Source organism: Brevundimonas sp. DS20 (assembly GCF_001310255.1).
In the GTDB taxonomy this organism is placed as follows: domain Bacteria; phylum Pseudomonadota; class Alphaproteobacteria; order Caulobacterales; family Caulobacteraceae; genus Brevundimonas; species Brevundimonas aurantiaca.
The window spans coordinates 553,892-570,365 of sequence record NZ_CP012897.1; the positions used below are offsets into that span (position 1 = coordinate 553,892).

The 16,474-nt window shown below is 68.4% G+C and carries 16 protein-coding genes; 13 read left to right on the top strand and 3 right to left on the bottom strand.

Annotation, left to right across the window (positions count from 1 at the left end):
• Positions 1–23 precede the first annotated feature (23 nt).
• The gene (secA, locus tag JL11_RS02670; protein ID WP_054764291.1) at positions 24–2,873 is read right to left on the bottom strand and encodes a preprotein translocase subunit SecA; all 2,850 of its coding nucleotides are present in this window, start codon (positions 2,871–2,873) and stop codon (positions 24–26) included.
• 339 nt (positions 2,874–3,212) lie between these two features.
• Between secA and JL11_RS02675 the strand changes: the two genes are divergently transcribed.
• The 4 genes from JL11_RS02675 to JL11_RS02690 are packed head-to-tail and all read left to right on the top strand — an operon-like array spanning position 3,213 to position 6,152.
• Entirely contained in the window at positions 3,213–4,142 is a 930-nt protein-coding gene (locus JL11_RS02675) for a peptidylprolyl isomerase (protein ID WP_054766775.1), read from the top strand.
• Position 4,143: 1 nt separating this feature from the next.
• Positions 4,144–5,538 carry a bifunctional glutamate N-acetyltransferase/amino-acid acetyltransferase ArgJ gene (gene argJ / locus JL11_RS02680; RefSeq protein WP_054764292.1) on the top strand — a complete coding sequence of 465 codons (1,395 nt, stop codon included), beginning with the start codon at positions 4,144–4,146 and terminating at the stop codon, positions 5,536–5,538.
• Positions 5,535–5,948, top strand: coding sequence for a (deoxy)nucleoside triphosphate pyrophosphohydrolase (locus JL11_RS02685; protein WP_054764293.1), 414 nt, complete (start codon positions 5,535–5,537; stop codon positions 5,946–5,948). Before argJ ends, JL11_RS02685 begins: the two co-directional genes overlap by 4 nt.
• 24 nt (positions 5,949–5,972) lie before the next feature.
• Entirely contained in the window at positions 5,973–6,152 is a 180-nt protein-coding gene (locus JL11_RS02690) for a Flp family type IVb pilin (protein WP_054764294.1), read from the top strand.
• A gap of 18 nt (positions 6,153–6,170) precedes the next feature.
• Here the strand turns inward: JL11_RS02690 and JL11_RS02695 are convergent, their stop codons facing one another.
• Positions 6,171–7,100, bottom strand: a complete 930-nt coding sequence (locus JL11_RS02695; RefSeq protein ID WP_054764295.1) for a methyltransferase domain-containing protein — start codon at positions 7,098–7,100, stop codon at positions 6,171–6,173.
• On the opposite strand from JL11_RS02695, the gene JL11_RS02700 reads away from it, so the two are divergent.
• The 7 genes from JL11_RS02700 to JL11_RS02730 are packed head-to-tail and all read left to right on the top strand — an operon-like array spanning position 7,099 to position 11,336.
• Positions 7,099–7,905, top strand: a complete 807-nt coding sequence (locus tag JL11_RS02700; RefSeq protein ID WP_054764296.1) for a ComF family protein — start codon at positions 7,099–7,101, stop codon at positions 7,903–7,905. The genes JL11_RS02695 and JL11_RS02700 overlap by 2 nt on opposite strands.
• Before the next feature lie 60 nt (positions 7,906–7,965).
• Entirely contained in the window at positions 7,966–8,223 is a 258-nt protein-coding gene (gene grxC, locus JL11_RS02705; protein ID WP_054764297.1) for a glutaredoxin 3, read from the top strand.
• Positions 8,224–8,227: 4 nt separating this feature from the next.
• On the top strand, positions 8,228–9,067 hold the full coding sequence (locus JL11_RS02710; RefSeq protein WP_054764298.1) for a carbon-nitrogen hydrolase family protein: 840 nt from the start codon (positions 8,228–8,230) through the stop codon (positions 9,065–9,067).
• 16 nt (positions 9,068–9,083) lie between these two features.
• Positions 9,084–9,518, top strand: coding sequence for a DUF1178 family protein (locus JL11_RS02715; RefSeq protein WP_054764299.1), 435 nt, complete (start codon positions 9,084–9,086; stop codon positions 9,516–9,518).
• A 1-nt stretch (position 9,519) separates the two neighbouring features.
• Positions 9,520–10,344 carry an AraC family transcriptional regulator gene (locus tag JL11_RS02720; protein ID WP_054764300.1) on the top strand — a complete coding sequence of 275 codons (825 nt, stop codon included), beginning with the start codon at positions 9,520–9,522 and terminating at the stop codon, positions 10,342–10,344.
• A 33-nt stretch (positions 10,345–10,377) separates the two neighbouring features.
• Entirely contained in the window at positions 10,378–10,848 is a 471-nt protein-coding gene (locus JL11_RS02725; RefSeq protein WP_054764301.1) for a DUF6265 family protein, read from the top strand.
• On the top strand, positions 10,803–11,336 hold the full coding sequence (locus tag JL11_RS02730; RefSeq protein WP_231681378.1) for a GNAT family N-acetyltransferase: 534 nt from the start codon (positions 10,803–10,805) through the stop codon (positions 11,334–11,336). Before JL11_RS02725 ends, JL11_RS02730 begins: the two co-directional genes overlap by 46 nt.
• On the opposite strand, the gene JL11_RS17625 is transcribed toward JL11_RS02730, so the two are convergent.
• Complete coding sequence (locus tag JL11_RS17625) at positions 11,333–11,641, bottom strand: UrcA family protein (RefSeq protein WP_197273338.1); 309 nt, start codon at positions 11,639–11,641, stop codon at positions 11,333–11,335. The genes JL11_RS02730 and JL11_RS17625 overlap by 4 nt on opposite strands.
• A gap of 225 nt (positions 11,642–11,866) precedes the next feature.
• Between JL11_RS17625 and typA the strand changes: the two genes are divergently transcribed.
• Both typA and glnD read left to right on the top strand, forming a co-directional pair.
• Complete coding sequence (gene typA / locus JL11_RS02740) at positions 11,867–13,699, top strand: translational GTPase TypA (RefSeq protein ID WP_054764304.1); 1,833 nt, start codon at positions 11,867–11,869, stop codon at positions 13,697–13,699.
• 44 nt (positions 13,700–13,743) lie between these two features.
• Complete coding sequence (gene glnD, locus JL11_RS02745; RefSeq protein ID WP_054764305.1) at positions 13,744–16,446, top strand: [protein-PII] uridylyltransferase; 2,703 nt, start codon at positions 13,744–13,746, stop codon at positions 16,444–16,446.
• Positions 16,447–16,474: the final 28 nt, after the last annotated feature.

Genomic DNA, 16,474 nt, shown 5'->3' on the forward strand with positions numbered 1-16,474 from the left:
TCGTCCTTACCGCGCCGAAAGGCTCAGATCAGGGCGCCGTGGCAGTGTTTGAACTTGCGGCCCGAGCCGCAGGGGCAGGGCGCATTGCGGCCGGTCATCTCCCAGCCCGGCGGAAGCGCCTCGACCGGCAGTTTCGACCGGTCGTCGCCGATCAGCTGGCCTTCGGGGTTCTGAGCGGCCGGATCGGCCATCTCATTTTCGCCGGTGCCGGGGTTCAGGTGGATTTCCTGGAACTCAGGCAGTTCAGGCGGCGCCTGGAAGCGGAACTCCACCGTCATCAGCCAGCGGGTGACGTTGTGGCGCAGGTCGTAGAGCAGACCTTCGAACAGGTTGAAGGCCTCGGTCTTATACTCCTGCAACGGGTCGCGCTGGCCGTAGCCGCGCAGGCCGATCACGCCGCGCAGATGGTCCAGATGGACCAGGTGTTCGCGCCACTGCATGTCGATCATCTGCAGCATGAATTGCTTTTCCAGGCCGCGCGTCTGTTCGGCGCCGATCAGCTCCAGACGTTCGGCCGCGCGGGTGTCGGCGGCGGCGAGCAGCCGCTCCTCGATCTCCTCGTTGGAGACGCCTTCCTCGGCTGCCCAGTCGTGGAGCGGCAGCTCCAGCCCCAGGGTCGAGCGGACCTTTTCATCCAGGCCGTCGATGTCCCACTGTTCGGCATAGGCCTTGGGCGGCATGTAGCGTTCGACCAGGTCGGACACCACGTCGCGGCGGAAGTCGCCGACCAGTTCCGACAGATCCTCGGAATCCATGAACTCCTGGCGCTGTTCGAACACGGCCTTGCGCTGGTCGTTCACGACGTCGTCGTACTTCAGCAGGTTCTTGCGGATGTCATAGTTGCGGGTCTCGACCCGCTTCTGGGCGGTCTCGATGGCGCGGTTCAGCCAGGGGTGGGTGATGGCCTCGCCTTCCGCGACCCCGAAGGTCTTCATGATCGAGTCCAGACGATCGCCGGCGAAGATGCGCAGCAGGTCGTCCTCGCAGGACAGATAGAATTTCGACACGCCGGGGTCGCCCTGGCGGCCGGTGCGGCCGCGCAGCTGGTTGTCGATCCGGCGGCTCTCATGGCGTTCGGTGCCCAGGACGAACAGACCGCCGGCGGCCAGGGCCTTCTCGCGGTTGACGGCGATCTCGGCCTTGAACTCGGCCTCCTTGGCCGCGTGCATCTCGGGCGTGACCTCGACGGCCATGTTCCGCTGTTCCAGCAGCCATTTCTGCATCTTCATCTCGAGGTTGCCCCCGAGCTGGATGTCGGTGCCGCGGCCGGCCATGTTGGTGGCGATGGTCACCGCGCCCGGCAGACCGGCGTCGGCGACGATATAGGCCTCCTGCTCATGCTGGCGCGCGTTCAGGACCGAGTGCGGAATGCCGCGCAGCTTGGTCTCATAGGTGATGTCATAGGCGGCGTCGCCGATCTTCTCGGCCTCCTTGGCCTTGCCCTCGTACTGGGACTTCAGCTTGCGCGAGACCTCGACCTTGTACTCATAGGTGCGCAGCAGCTCGGACAGCTGTTCGGAGCGCTCGATCGAGACCGTGCCGACCAGGATGGGCTGGCCGGCCAGGTGGCATTCGGCGATCTGCCGGGCGATGGCCTGGCTCTTTTCCGCATGGGTCCGATAGACTTCGTCGTCATAGTCCTTGCGCTGGATCGGCCGGTTGGTCGGCACCTCCAGCACCTCCATCTTGTAGATGTCGCCGAACTCCTGGGCCTCGGTCGCGGCCGTGCCGGTCATGCCGGACAGCTTCTGATACAGGCGGAAGTAGTTCTGGATCGTGACTGAGGCCAGGGTCTGGTTCTCGGGCTGGATCTTGACGTCTTCCTTGGCCTCGATGGCCTGGTGCAGGCCTTCGGACAGGCGCCGGCCGGTCATCATCCGACCGGTGAACTCGTCGATCAGAATGATCTCGCCGCCCTTGATGATATAGTCCTTGTCGCGCTGATACAGGGTGTTGGCGCGCAGGGCCTGGTTGGAGTGGTGGACCAGGCTGATGTTGGCGGCGTCATAAAGACCGGTGGTGTCGGGGGCGAAGTGGCCGCCCTTCTCCAGGGCCTCTTCCAGACGCTCGGAGCCCAGCTCGGTCAGCAGAACCTGTTTCTGCTTCTCGTCCAGTTCATAGGTGTCCTTGTCCTTGATCAGATCTTTGATCAGGGCGTCCAGCACCTTGTACAGGTCCGACCGATCCTCGGTGGGGCCCGAGATGATCAGGGGCGTGCGCGCCTCGTCGATCAGGATGGAGTCGACCTCGTCGACGATGGCGAAGTTGTGGGGGCGCTGCACCATCTCGCGCCGGTCATAGACCAGGTTGTCGCGCAGATAGTCGAAGCCGAACTCGTTGTTGGTGCCGTAGGTCACGTCGGCCGCGTAGGCGGCCTGGCGCTGGCCCTGGGACAGGCCGTTGACGATGACCCCGACCTCAAGACCCAGGAAGCGATAGACCCGGCCCATGGTCTCGGCGTCGCGGCGGGCCAGATAGTCGTTGACGGTGATGACGTGGACGCCCTTGCCTTCCAGGGCGTTCAGATAGACCGGCGCCACGGCGACCAGGGTCTTGCCTTCGCCGGTCCGCATTTCGGCGATGCCGCCCTCATGCAGGATCATGCCGCCCGCCAGCTGGACGTCATATTGACGCTGGCCCAGCACCCGCTTGGACGCCTCGCGCACGACGGCGAAGGCTTCCGGCAGGATCTTGTCCAGGCTTTCGCCATTGCTCAGACGGTCGCGGAAAGCGTCAGTCATCATCCGCAGCTCGTCGTCCGACAGGGCGGCGAACTTGGGCTCTAGCGCATTGATGCGCTGGGCGTGGTCCTGGAAAGCCTTGATCTTGCGGTCGTTGGAAGAGCCGAAGAGTTTCTTGGCGAAGCCGAGCATGTCAGATCCGGTAAAGGTCGAGCGTCATTAAGGAGCGGCTCTGAAATCCCGTGAGGGGCGGCGAGGATCGCGCCCCAAGCGGCGTTCGGACCGATGACGACCCCGCCGCGCCGACACAGGCGCGCGCGAAGGGCCGCGCAGACGATCAAAACCCCTCGACTTGGGCGCAGGCGGGACTTAAGCACCGCCCTAACCCCTGTCAACGCGGGGGCTTTCGGCCGCCTTCGACGGAGCGTCCCCTTGATCCCATTCCGGCGCCTCCATTTCCGACACGCCCCTTCCCGAGGGGGCCTTGGATCGGTCGGCGGCATCGCCTTGGTCGCCGCGACGGCCTTGGCGATGACGCTGGCCGCCTGTTCGCGCGGCGGCGACGACGATCGGGCGCCGCTGCCGGGCGACCAGCAGGTGGCCAAGGTTCAGGACCAGATCATCTGGGCCTCGGACGTCAAGCGCGAGGCGGTGGCGCAGGGTCTGGTCGGGGAAGGCGAGCCCCTGGATGTGACCTCCGAGCTTTTCCGCCGGGTTCTGGACGAGGTGGTCGATCAGAAGCTGCTGGCGCGCGAAGCGGAGCGCCGTCGCCTGGACGCCTCGCCTCTGGCGCAGCGTCGGCTGGAGGCGACCCGGGAGCGGATTCTAGGCGACATGCTGGTCGAGAGCGTCGTCAACGGCGCCATCTCCGATCAGGCGATCCAGACGCTTTACAATGAGCAGCTGCGCCTGGCGAAGACGTCCGAGGAGATTCGGGTCCGCCTGATCCTGTCGCGCACCAAGCCCGAGGCGGACGCCGTCATCGGCATTCTGGGCCAGGGCGCCAGCTTCGAAGCCGTGGCTATGGAGCGGTCGATCGACGAGGCCACCCGCTTCTCGGGCGGCGACCTGGGCTATTCGACCCTGGACGTCATGCCCCAAGCCTATGCCGGCGCCCTGCGCGACAAGCCGGCGGGTTCGACCGTCGGCCCCTTCCAGACCGAGGGCGGTTGGGCCGTGCTGCGGGTCGAGGACCGACGCAAGGAAAACCCGCCGACCCTGGAACAGGCCCGGCCGCAAATCGTCCGCTACCTGACCTATGAAGGGGTGAGACGTCTGTTGGAACAGCTGCGCGGCAAGGCCAAGGTCGATATTCTGCTGCCCGGCGATCCCGGCGCCGGTGACGAGGAGCCGGCGTCGGCGCCGTCGGCGGGCCTGCCCCGCCCCGCTCCCGCCCCCGCTTCCGCCCCGCCTTCCGCCCCGCCTTCCGCGTCTGACACTCCCCTCTCACCGGCCGCCTGACATGACCAAGACCCCCACGACCGGCCAAAAGATCGAACAGGCGTTCGAAAAGGCGCTGGACCCCTTTGCTGCAGCCCTGAAGCGCGCCACCCGTCCGGCCGAGGCCGCCGCCGCGCCCGTCGCCCCAGCCGCCGGAAAGCCCGGCCTGGCCGTCTCGCCCCTGGCTGTGCCCTTCCCGACCATTCCCCCCATCGGCGGGGTCGAGATCGCCACGGCCCGCGCCGGCTTCTACAAGCATGAGCGCGACGACCTGGTCGTTTTCCGCTTCGCGCGCGGCACCAGCTGCGCCGGGGTCTTCACCCGCCACAAGATCGGCTCGGCGCCGGTCGACTGGTGCAAGAAGCATCTGGGCGGGGCCGAGGGCGGCAAGGACGTGCGCGCCCTGGTGGTCAACGCCGGCTGCGCCAACGCCTTCACCGGCAAGCCCGGCGCCGACGCCGCGCGGCGGGCGGCCTCTGAGGTGGCCAAACGGTTCGGATGCCGCCAGCGGGACGTCATGATGGCCTCGACGGGCGTGATCGGCGTGGTGCTGGACGAAAAGAAGATCATCGCCAAACTGCCGGACATCGAGGCCGGTCTGGACGCCGACCTCCATCCGTCCGAACAGTGGGCCCGCGCCGGGCGCGGCATCATGACCACCGACACCTTCCCCAAGGGCTCCTACGCCGAGGCCGAGATCGAGGGGTATAAGGTCCGGATCGCCGGGATCGCCAAGGGGTCGGGCATGATCGCGCCGGACATGGCGACCATGCTGGCCTTCATCGTCACCGACGCCGACATCCATCCGAACGTGCTGAAGGCCCTGCTGGGCCTGCACGTCCGCACCACCTTCAACTCGGTGACGGTGGACGGCGACACCTCGACCAACGACACGGCCCTGCTGTTCGCCACCGGAACCTCGGGCGCGCCGCGGATCGGCCGGGTCGGCGACCGGCGGCTGAAGAGCTTCTCGGCCGCCCTGGACAAGGTCATGCTGGATCTGGCGCACCAGCTGGTGCGCGACGGCGAGGGGGCGACCAAGTTCGTCAAGGTGACGGTGGACGGCGCCGCCAGCCCCGCCTCGGCCCGCAAGCTGGCCAAGTCGATCGCCGACAGCCCCCTGGTCAAGACCGCCATCGCCGGCCAGGACGCCAACTGGGGCCGGGTGGTCATGGCCGTGGGCAAGACCGAGGAGCCGGTGGACCGCGACCGTCTGGCGATCAGGTTCGGCCCGCACCAGGCCGCCGTCGATGGCGCCCCGTCCCCAACCTACGACGAGGCCAAGATGACCGCCTATATGAAGAATCCCGAAATCGACATCACCGTCGACGTCGGCGCCGGCCGGGCCTCGGCCACGGTTTGGACTTGCGACCTGACCAAGGGCTATATCGAGATCAACGGCGACTATCGGTCGTGACCGAGACGCCGCTCCCCATCGTCCTCGTCGTCGCCGTCGCCCTGATCGACGTCGATGGGCGCGTGCTGATCGCCAAACGACCCGAAGGCAAGAAGCTGGCCGGCCTGTGGGAGTTTCCCGGAGGCAAGGTCGAGCCCGGCGAGCGGCCCGAGGCGGCCCTGATCCGCGAACTGCGCGAGGAACTGGGCATAGAGGTCAGCGAGAGTTGCCTGGCGCCCTTCGTCTTCGCCAGCCACGCTTACGATTCCTTTCACCTGTTGATGCCACTGTATCTGTGCCGACGGTGGGACGGCGTGGTCACGGCGCGTGAGCACGCCGGCCTGGCCTGGGTCAGACCGGAGAAGCTTTCGGACTATCCCATGCCTCCGGCGGACGAACCCCTGGTCGCCTGGCTGCGCGACCTGTTGTGACCACCGCCGTCCATGGAGCGGGACATGAACGGATTCATCGCCCGGTTCCTGAGCGACGAGCGCGGCGCGACCGCCATTGAATACGGTCTGATCTGCGGCTTGATCTTCGTCGCCATCCTGGGCGGTTTGAACGCCCTGGGGGGGGCCAACGGCGCCCTCTACAAAGACGTCATGCAGAAGATCGCGGACGCCCTGGGACGCTGACGCGTTCCCGCAGCGCGATCAAGCCGGATCGCCCTCCTCCCCCGTCAACTCCTTGACCCCCAAGGCGTCGGCCAGCCGGACCTTGGCCGAGCCGCGCGGCAGCGGCTTCTGCTGGCTCTCGTGCGGCTTCCAACCGGCCAGGTGAATGATTTCGAAGGTGGCGGAGATCCGCCCGTCCGCGTCGCCGTAGCGTTCGGCGTAAAGATGCGCCGCACGGCTGATGATTGCGCGATTCAGGGGGCGGATCGGCCCGTGCAGCACATTGGTCTCGCCCATGGCGCGGAGATCGCGGACCAGGGCGAACATGTCCGGATAGCGCACCACGAAACGGTCCACGTCCGAGACCGGCAGGGCGAAGCCGGCGCGTTGGAGAAGGGCGGCCCCGTCATAACCGTCGGCGAAGGGCGAAACACGCGCCTGGGCCCCGCCGCGTTCGGCCAGCTCGGCCTCGGTCAGGACGGCCCGAAGCTCCTTCAGGGCGCCCGCCCCGAACAAGGCGCCCAGAAACAGCCCGTCCGGTTTCAAGGCGCGCCGGATCTGGGCCAATGCGCCGGGCAGGTCGTTGGCCCAGTGGAGATTGAGCAGGGAGACGATCAGATCCGTCGTCCCGTCTTCCAGCGGCAGGGCGTCGCGACCGGGCGCGGCCCGCTCGGCCCGCGAGGTCGGAGCGACGATCCGCCCCACCCGATCCGCCGCTTCGCTGGACGCGAGGGCTCGGGCGAAGGGGCCCGGATGGGCGGACAGATCGACCGCGACGGGAAAGTCGCGCAATATGGCCTCGAGACTGCCGACCGCGTTTTCGGCCGCGCGGACGTGAAGAAAATCGGCCTGCGTCAGCCGCCTTTCGGACCGCGCCAGTCGCGCCTCTCGACGCCCGGCGTCAAAGATGCGCGGGGGGGCGGTCGTCGGCGGCACGGCGTCGGGGCCGGAGGAGGGGGAAAGGCTCATGGACCTTCAGGATGGGGGTTTGGGGCGCGCCTGGGAAGGGGCGGCGCGTCATTTGCGGCGGGCCGGCCTGGACTTCGCGCGGGGACTGGCCGATCTGGTCCTGCCGCCCCTGGCGCATGACAGCCCCGAGGCCACGGCCGCTGCCGGCCTGACGCCCGACGCCTGGAGCCGCATACGGTTCTTGGAGGCGCCGGTGTGCGACGGCTGCGGCGCGGCCTTCGAATTCGACGGCGGCCCTTTCGCCGAAACCCGCTGCGCAGCCTGCATCGCCCAACCCTATGTCTTCGCCCGCGCCCGCGCCGCCTGCGTCTATGACGAGGCGTCCCGAAGCCTGATCCTGCGCTTCAAACACGGGGACCAGCAGCAGTTCGCCGCCCTGTTCGCGCGCTGGATCAGCCGAGCGGGCGCTGAACTGGTCGCTGAGGCCGACGCCGTGGTCCCCGTGCCCCTGCACCCGTTGCGACTGCTGTCGCGCCGGTTCAACCAGGCCGCCGAGATCGCCCGCCCCCTGGCCCGAAGGGCGGGGCTGGACTATCTGCCCGACGCCCTGATCCGGGCCAGCCATACGGCGAGCCAGGGCGGCAAGAGCCGCCGCGGCCGACGGCTGAATGTGAAAAAGGCCTTCGCCGTGACCGAGGCCGGGCGACGCCGCCTGAAGGGGCGCCGCATCCTTCTGATCGACGATGTGTTGACCACGGGCGCGACCGGCGAGGCCTGCACGCGCGCCCTGCTCGACGCCGGGGCGCGGGCCGTGGATCTGGCCGTGATCGCGCGGGTGCGAAACGCCCGTGAACTGACTATGTAGTCCCTATCGCTCCCCGCGCGGCTCGCTGCTTGAGGGACATGCTTAATCTGGAGTTCTGATTTGGCCGACGTCGTCATCTACACCAAGCCCGGCTGCCCCTATTGCTACAGCGCCATGGCGCTTCTGAAGAAGAAGGGAGTCGATTATCATGAGATCGTCGCCTCCAACGACCCCGACAAGAAGGCCGAGATGGTCGAGAAGTCGGGCGGGCGCATGACCTTCCCCCAGATCTTCATCGACGGTCAGCACGTCGGCGGCTCGGACGACATCCACGCCCTGGACCGCGACGGCAAGCTCGACCCGCTTCTGACGGCCTGATGCGATGAGCGGCGGGCTCGACATCGCCCTGATCCAGACCCGCACGCCGGCGACGGCCGAGGCGGCCCTGGCTCATGTCGAGCCCCTGATCCGCGAGGCGGCGGCGGGCGGGGCGAAATTCGTCCTGACGCCGGAAGGGACCAATGTCCTGGAACAGCGCCGCGACCGACGCGACGCCGCGATCAAGGATGAAGAGGCCGACGTCGCCGTCCTGGGTCTGCGCCGTCTGGCGGCGGAACTGGGGATCTGGCTTCTGATCGGCTCGGCCCTCGTTCGGTCCGGCCAAACGGGCGATGGGCGAGCGGCCAACCGGTCGCTGCTGGTCGATCCGGCGGGCGCGATCACGGCCCGGTACGACAAGCTGCACGTCTTCGACGTCGAACTGCCCAATGGCGAAAAATATCGCGAAAGCGCCACGGTGCGCCCCGGCGACGGGGCGGCCGTCGCCGACACGCCCTGGGGCCGGCTGGGCCTGACCATCTGCTACGACATCCGCTTTCCCCACCTGCACCGCCAGCTGGCCAAGGCCGGGGCCTTGATGATCGCCGTGCCCGCCGCCTTTACGGTTCCGACCGGAGAAGCCCATTGGGAGGTGCTGCTGCGGGCCCGGGCCATCGAAACCGGCGCCTTCGTCCTGGCCCCGGCCCAGGGCGGGCTTCATGAGGACGGGCGCCGCACCTGGGGCCGTTCGACCGTGATCGGCCCCTGGGGCGAGATTCTGGCCAAGGCGGATCACGACGAGCCTTGCATTCTTACGGCCAGGCTGGACATGGAGGCGACGGCCAAGGCCCGGACCGCCGTGCCGGCCCTGACCCACGACCGCGACTTTCTGCCCGCCCGCTGATTCAGCCCCAACCCTCATGATCCGATACGCCCTCAATTGCGACCAGGCCCACGGTTTTGAAGCCTGGTTCGGCTCGTCCGCCGACTATGACGACCAGGCCGCGCGCGGCCTGGTGGAATGCCCGTTCTGCGGTTCGCGCGCGGTGCGGAAGGCGATCATGGCCCCGGCGGTCAGCGGGACGCGCAAGTCGGACGCGGCCCCCGAGATCGCCGCCCGGATGCAGACCATGATGATGGAGGCCGCGCGCGAGGTGCGCGCCCATGTCGAGGCGAACTTCGACTATGTCGGCGACGCCTTCGCCCGCGAGGCCCGCGACATCCATGAAGGCCGGTCCGAAAAGCGAGAGATCTACGGCGAGGCCACGCCCGCCGAGGTGAAGAAGCTGAAGGAGGACGGCGTGCCGGTCGCCCCCCTGCCCGCCCCGCCGCCGGACCCCTCCAAGGTCAACTGAAGTGGCCTCGGGGGAGGAACGGTATCAGGAGTTCGCGCCGCCGCCGGCGCTGGCGCCCTTCGTCCGCGTCATCTGGACCTACGCCGCCCCCGATCCCAGTCCAACCATCCAGCGTATCGCGCCTGACGGCTGCCCCGAACTGGTGTTCGACCTCGGCGCCCCCTACGCCGAACAGGGCGAGGACGGCGCCTTCCGCCTTCAGCCTCCGGCTCTGTTCGCCGGACAGATGACCCGCCCCCTGGCCATGAAGCCGACCGGCCCCACCGAACTGGTGTCCGTCCGGTTCGAACCGGACGGGGCGCGTGACTTTCTGGGTCGTCCGCTGGGCGAGGCGACCGACCGCCGACTGGACATGGTCGAGCGCCTGGCCGGGTTCGATCCCCCGCCGGGCGATCCGACGGGCCAGGCGGAGGCCTTCGTCGCCTGGCTGACCCGCCAGAAGCAGCGCGGGGACTGGACGATCGACCCGATCGTTCGCGCTGAAGTCGAGGCGGCCGCCGAGGAGCGGGCTGCGGCGTCACGCTCTTCAGGCGAGCAACGGGCGCTTCAGCGGCGCTTCGCCGACCGGGTCGGGGTCTCGCCCCGCCTGCTGCGTTCGATTTTCCGCTTTCGCCGGGTGTTCGACCACGCCGCCCAGCCCGACGGCGAGGCTCAGGGCTGGCTCGAAGCGGGGCTTGAGGCCGGCTATTTCGACCAGCCGCAGATGGCGCGCGACTTCCGGCGCTTCCTGGGCTGCACCGCCACGGAATGGGCGCGGGAGCAGCACGCCCTGGCCCGAGCCATAGCGTCGCAAACCTACAAGCCGTCCAGCCCGCACGCCGCCTAGCCTGTCGACGTCGACCGGAGAGGAAAACCGACCATGCTGACCCCGCTGCTTCTCGCCGCCGCCCTTCAGACCGGGCCGGACCTGCGTCCCGATCTGGGCTGGATGGCCGGCTACTGGCTGTCCTGCGAACCGGGCCGCGAAGTGTCCGAAACCTGGACCGATCCGCGCCTGAAGCTGATGCTGGGAACCTCGCTGACCGTTCGCGGCGGACGGGCGGGGTGGGAGCTGTCGCGCATCGCTCCGGTCGATCCGACCCCGGCCGCGCCCCTGGCCTATTTCGCCCAGCCGGAGGGCCAGCCTGCCGCCGTCTTTCCGGTGGTCGCCTCCGGACCGAGCCGGGTGGTGTTCGAACAGGCGGCCGACGACGACTTTCCAAAACGGGTCGTCTATGAACGCGACGGCGACATCCTGAACGCCCGGATCGAAGGCGTGCTGGACGGCCAGGAGAGGATTATTCGATGGCGTTTCCAGAAGGCGGAGCTGAACGCGCGCTGCCCCGGCTAGTCTGGCGTCCGATGCGGCCGAGCGACATCGACGCCGTGGTCGAGATCGCCCGTCTGTCCTTCCCCGATCATTTCGAGGCGCGGGCCTGTTTCGAGAACCGGCTGGCCCTTTATCCGCGCGGCTGTTTCGTACTGACGGACGGGGACGCCCCCGCGCAGGGCTATCTGATCGCCTATCCCTGGCGGGCCGACGGGGCGCCGCCCTTGAACACGGTGATCGAAGGCCTGCCGACGGACCCGGCTGTCCTCTATCTACACGACCTGGCCCTGCACCCCGAGACGCGGGGCGGCGGGCTGACGCACGCGGTGGTCGAACGGCTGGCGGAACAGGCGACGGAGGACGGCTGGCCCGCCGTCGCCCTGGTGGCCGTCAATGACGCCGTCGCCTTCTGGTCCCGCCACGGCTTCGTTGAGCAGACGGCGCCGGGCATGGCCGCCAAATTGGCCAGCTACGGCGCCGACGCCCGCTATATGGTGCGTCGTCTCTAAAACTGGTTCAGCAGGCGACGCCCGCCGGCCTTGACGAACAGGCGGCGTTCGGAAGCAGGCAGCTGATAATAGGCGCGGCGCCGCATTTCCCGCTCGCACACCTGCGGCAGCCCCAGGTCGCTAGGCGTCAGAACCGCCCGATGCTGGGCGCACCATTCTCGGCTGGCCGTCTGAATTCGATCGGCCAGAACCGCTGCGTCCCCCGTCCGGCCCATGCTCAGCCCCTTGGCGTCCACGCGCATGTCCGGCGCGCCGCCGGGCGCCAGAACGGCCGCCGCCAGCATCAATCCCATTAAGCCCGTCATCATCGTCTCCCTTGTCCAAACGGTCACGCCGTCGAGGGGTAGAGGAGTGGGCTCGACCGCGCGGATGCGGCGTCGGGAATGAAATATCGGTAAGGCGGCGGCAGGCGGCGAAACGCCCGCTCTGGTCTTTCCGTCCACATGGCTGTAAGAGGCGCGCGCTCCCTGCATGCCTTTTCATGACCAGCGGCCGCCCGCATCTCGGCCGCGCCTTTTCGCGATTATCAAATGAACCTGCGCAACGTCGCCATCATCGCCCACGTCGACCACGGCAAGACGACCCTGGTGGACCAACTTCTGGCCCAGTCCGGCGTCTTCCGAGCCAATGAGGCGACCACCGAGCGCGCCATGGACTCCAACGACCAGGAAAAGGAACGGGGCATCACCATCCTGGCCAAGTGCACCTCGGTGCTCTGGAACGGCGAGGCCGGCGAAACCCGGATCAACATCATCGACACCCCCGGCCACGCCGACTTCGGCGGCGAGGTGGAGCGGATTCTGGGCATGGTGGACGGCTGCGTCCTGCTGGTCGACGCCGAGGAAGGCGTCATGCCCCAGACCAAGTTCGTCCTGACCAAGGCGCTGAAGATGGGCCTGCGCCCCATCCTGTGCATCAACAAGGTCGACCGCGCCCACGCCGATCCGGACCGGGTCCACAACGAGACCTTCGACCTGTTCGCCGCCATCGGCGCGACCGACGAACAGCTGGACTTCCCCCACATCTACGCCTCGGGCCGCAACGGCTGGGCGACGCTGGACCTGAACCAGCCGAACGACAATCTGGCGCCCCTGTTCGACCTGATCGTCCGCCACGTCCCGCCGCCCAAGCAGCAGCAGAACGTCGACAAGCCGTTCCAGATTCTGAACGTCCTGATCGAATCCGACCCCTTCCTGGGCCGTCTGCTGACGGGCCGGATCGAGAGCGGCAAGGCCGTGCCCGGCATGGCCATCAAAGCCCTGGACCGCGACGGCAAGGAGATCGAGCGCGGCCGCATCACCAAGGTCCTGGCCTTCCGCGGCCTGAAGCGCCAGCCGCTGGACGAGGGCTCCGAGGCCGGCGACATCGTCGCCATCGCGGGCATGTCCAAGGCGACCGTGGCCGACACCCTGTGCGCCATGGAGGTGACCGAAGCCCTGCCGGCCCAGCCGATCGACCCGCCGACCATCTCCATGACCGTCTCGGTCAACGACAGCCCCCTGGCCGGTCGGGAGGGCGACAAGGTCCAGTCGCGCGTCATCCGCGACCGCCTGCTGAAGGAGGCCGAGGCCAATGTCGCCATCCGCGTCACCACCACCGAAGGCGGCGACGCCTATGAGGTGGCCGGCCGCGGCGAACTGCAGCTGGGCGTTCTGATCGAGAACATGCGCCGCGAGGGCTTCGAACTGTCGATCTCGCGTCCGCGCGTGGTCTTCCAGGAAGGTCCGAACGGCGAGAAGATGGAGCCGATCGAAGACGTCATGATCGACGTCGACGACGAGTTCTCGGGCATCGTCATCGAGAAGCTGTCGGCCCGTAAGGCCGAAATGACCGACATGGGTCCGTCGGGCGCCGGCAAGACCCGTATCCAGCTGAAGTGCCCGTCGCGCTCGCTGATCGGCTATCAGGGCGAGTTCCTGACCGATACACGCGGTTCGGGCGTGCTGAACCGGGTGTTCAGCCACTATGAGCCGCACAAGGGCGCCATCGCCGGCCGTCTGAAGGGCGTGCTGATCTCGAACTCCGACGGCGAAACCGCCGCCTTCGCCCTGTGGAACCTGGAAGACCGCGGCGTCATGTTCGTCGGCGCCGGCGAAAAGACCTACCAGGGCATGATCATCGGCGAGAACGCACGCTGGGACGACCTGGACGTCAACCCGATCAAGGGCAAGCAGCTGACCAACGTCCGCGCCGCCGGCAAGGACGAGGCCGTGCGCCTGACCCCGCCGCGCCAGATGTCGCTGGAACAGGCCATCGCCTATATCGACGACGACGAGCTGGTCGAGGTGACGCCGAAGTCCATCCGTCTGCGCAAACAGGTGCTGAACCCGTCGTTCCGCAAGAAGCGCGTTCGCCCGGAGTGATCCTTCACTGACGCATAGGGGTTCGGCGCCTATATGGGGCGGCCATGACCCTTGTTTCGCCCAGCCTGGATGACCGCCTTGACGAGGCCGCCCGCGCGGAAGACCCGCGCGCGGCGGTCTCTGTCGTTCTGCGCGAGGCTTATGACGCCGCCCGAGCCCGGGCCGAGCGGAAGCTGGACGGGGGGATGAAGGGGCGCGATGTCGCCCGGCTCTACGCCAAGGCCGCAGACGACATGCTGGCGGCCCTGTGGCGTGTGGCGACCGAGGTCCTGTTTCCGGTCTCGCCGGTCGAGAGCGAGCGTCTGTCCCTGGTGGCGGTCGGCGGCTACGGCCGGGGCGTTCTGGCGCCCTATTCCGACCTGGACCTGTTGTTCCTGCGGCCGGCCAAGGCGACGCCGCGCGGGGGGACGGTGATCGAATTCGTCCTTTATGTTCTGTGGGATCTGGGCATCAAGGTCGGGCCTTCCGTGCGATCGGTGGAGGAATGCCTCAGCCTGTCGCGCACGGACATGACGGTGCGGACCACCCTCTTGGAGGCGCGCCATCTGGCGGGGGACGCGCGCCTGTCCGAGCTGATGATCGGCCGGTTCCGCGACATGGTGGCCAAGGCCGACCCCCGGCCCTTCATCGCCGCCAAGCTGGAGGAACGCGCCGCCCGGCACCAGAAGGCCGGCGTGACCCGTTACAAGGTCGAGCCGAACGTCAAGGACGGCAAGGGAGGCTTGCGCGACCTCAACACCCTGTACTGGATCGCCCGATCCCTGGCGCCGGACAGCCGACTGGGCGCGGCGGTGATGGACGAACTGTTCACCCCGCGCGAACGCCGGACGTCCGACGACGCCTTCGACTTCCTGTGGCGGGTGCGGATCCATCTGCATCTGGTCGCCGGGCGGGCGGAGGAGAAGCTGACCTTCGACATGCAGCCCGAGGTCGCCCGGCGCATGGGCTGGCAGGGTCGGGGCGACGAGCCGGCGGTCGAGCGGTTCATGCGGCGCTATTTCCTCTATGCCCGTGACGTCGGCGCCCTGACGCGGGCCATGTCGGCCAAGCTGGAGGCCCGACACCAGAAGACGGCCCATGGTCTGTCGCGCCTGATCGCCTTTCGGCCCAGTCGCCGAAAACTGGACATCGAGGGCTTCTGGATCGACCAAGGGCGGCTGTCGGTCGAGGACGCCTCGGTGTTCGAACGCGATCCGGTCAAGCTGTTGACCCTGTTCGTCTGCGCCGACCGGCACGATCTGGACCTGCACCCCGACGCCTTCTCCGCCGTGACCCGCTCCCTGTCGCTGGTGACGCCCCGTCTGCGACGCGATCCGGTGGCGTCGCGGGCCTTCCTCGACGTCCTGGCGCATGGTCAGAGGCCCTATCGCACCCTGACCATAATGAACGAGACGGGGCTGCTGGGGCGGTTCCTGCCGGAATGGGGGCGGATCGTCGGCCAGACCCAGTTCAACATGTACCACGCCTATACGGTGGACGAGCACACCCTCCAGGCCATCGGCGTCATCAACGACATCGCCCGGGGCAAGTTGAAGGCCGACCACCCGATGGCCAGCGAGATCGTGCACCTGATCTCGGACATGGAAGCCCTGATGCTGGGCATGCTGCTGCACGACGTCGGCAAGGGGGGCGAGCGCGGCCAGCTGGAGGACGGGGCCATCGCCGCGCGCCGGGCCTGCGAGCGACTGGGCGTCGATCCGCGCCGCATCGAACTGGTGGTCTGGCTGGTGCGCAGCCACCTGGCCCTGTCCGACTACGCCCAGAAGCGCGACCTGTCCGATCCGGGCACCATCCGCGCCTTCGCCGAACTGGTGGGCGATCCGGAGCGGCTGCGGATGCTGCTGGTCCTGACCGTGGCCGACATCCGCGCCGTTGGGCCGGGGGTCTGGAACGGCTGGAAGGGCCAACTGATGCGGACCCTCTATGACCAGGTCGCCGCCCTGTTCCGGGGCGAAGACGTGGCGCGCGCGGATCCGCTGGCGGCCCATCCGGCCCTGGTGGAGCGGGCGCGCCAGACCGGCGCCGCCGCCCAGGCCGCCCCCCTGACGCCGGTCGAGGGTCTGCCGGTCCAGGCCACGGAAATCTCCATCGCCGCCCTGGACCGGCCCGGCCTGTTCGCCGACCTGGCCCAGACCATGGCCGCCCTGGGCGCCGACGTCACGGACGCCCGGGTGGCGACCACGGACGAGGGAGTGGTGCTGGACGTCTTTCGGGTTCAGGACGGGGCGGGCCTGCCCTACGGCCAGGCCGAGCCGCGCCGGCTGAACGCCCTGATCGAGGCGCTGGAGAAGGCCGCGCGCGGCGAGGGCCGCATCGGCAAGGCGCCCGCCCCCGCCGGCAACGCCAGAAAGGCCGCCTTCGAGGTCCGGCCCGTGGTCATGGTCGATCACCACGCCAGCGAGACCGCCACCGTGGTCGAGGTCTCGGGCGCCGACCGGCCCGGCCTGCTTGCGGCCCTGTCGCGGGTCTTCAGCGACGAAGGGCTGAACATCCGCTCGGCCCATGTCGCCTCCTATGGCGAGCGGGCGGTGGACAGCTTCTATGTGGTCGATCGCAAGGGTCGGAAGATCACCTCGGAACAGCGGGTCGCCGAACTGCGCGCGGCCCTGGAAGCGGTACTGGACAGCCGCGCCCCGGCGCCGGAGGGCCGCAAGGTCGCCTCGGCCCGCGCCAGCGCGCGCGACGTCTCCGAACTGGGGCGGCGGACCCGCGCCAAATCCGTATCGCCGCCGACGGAAGCGCGCTAAGCCTCGCCTTTCTCCAGCCTTCCTCCCC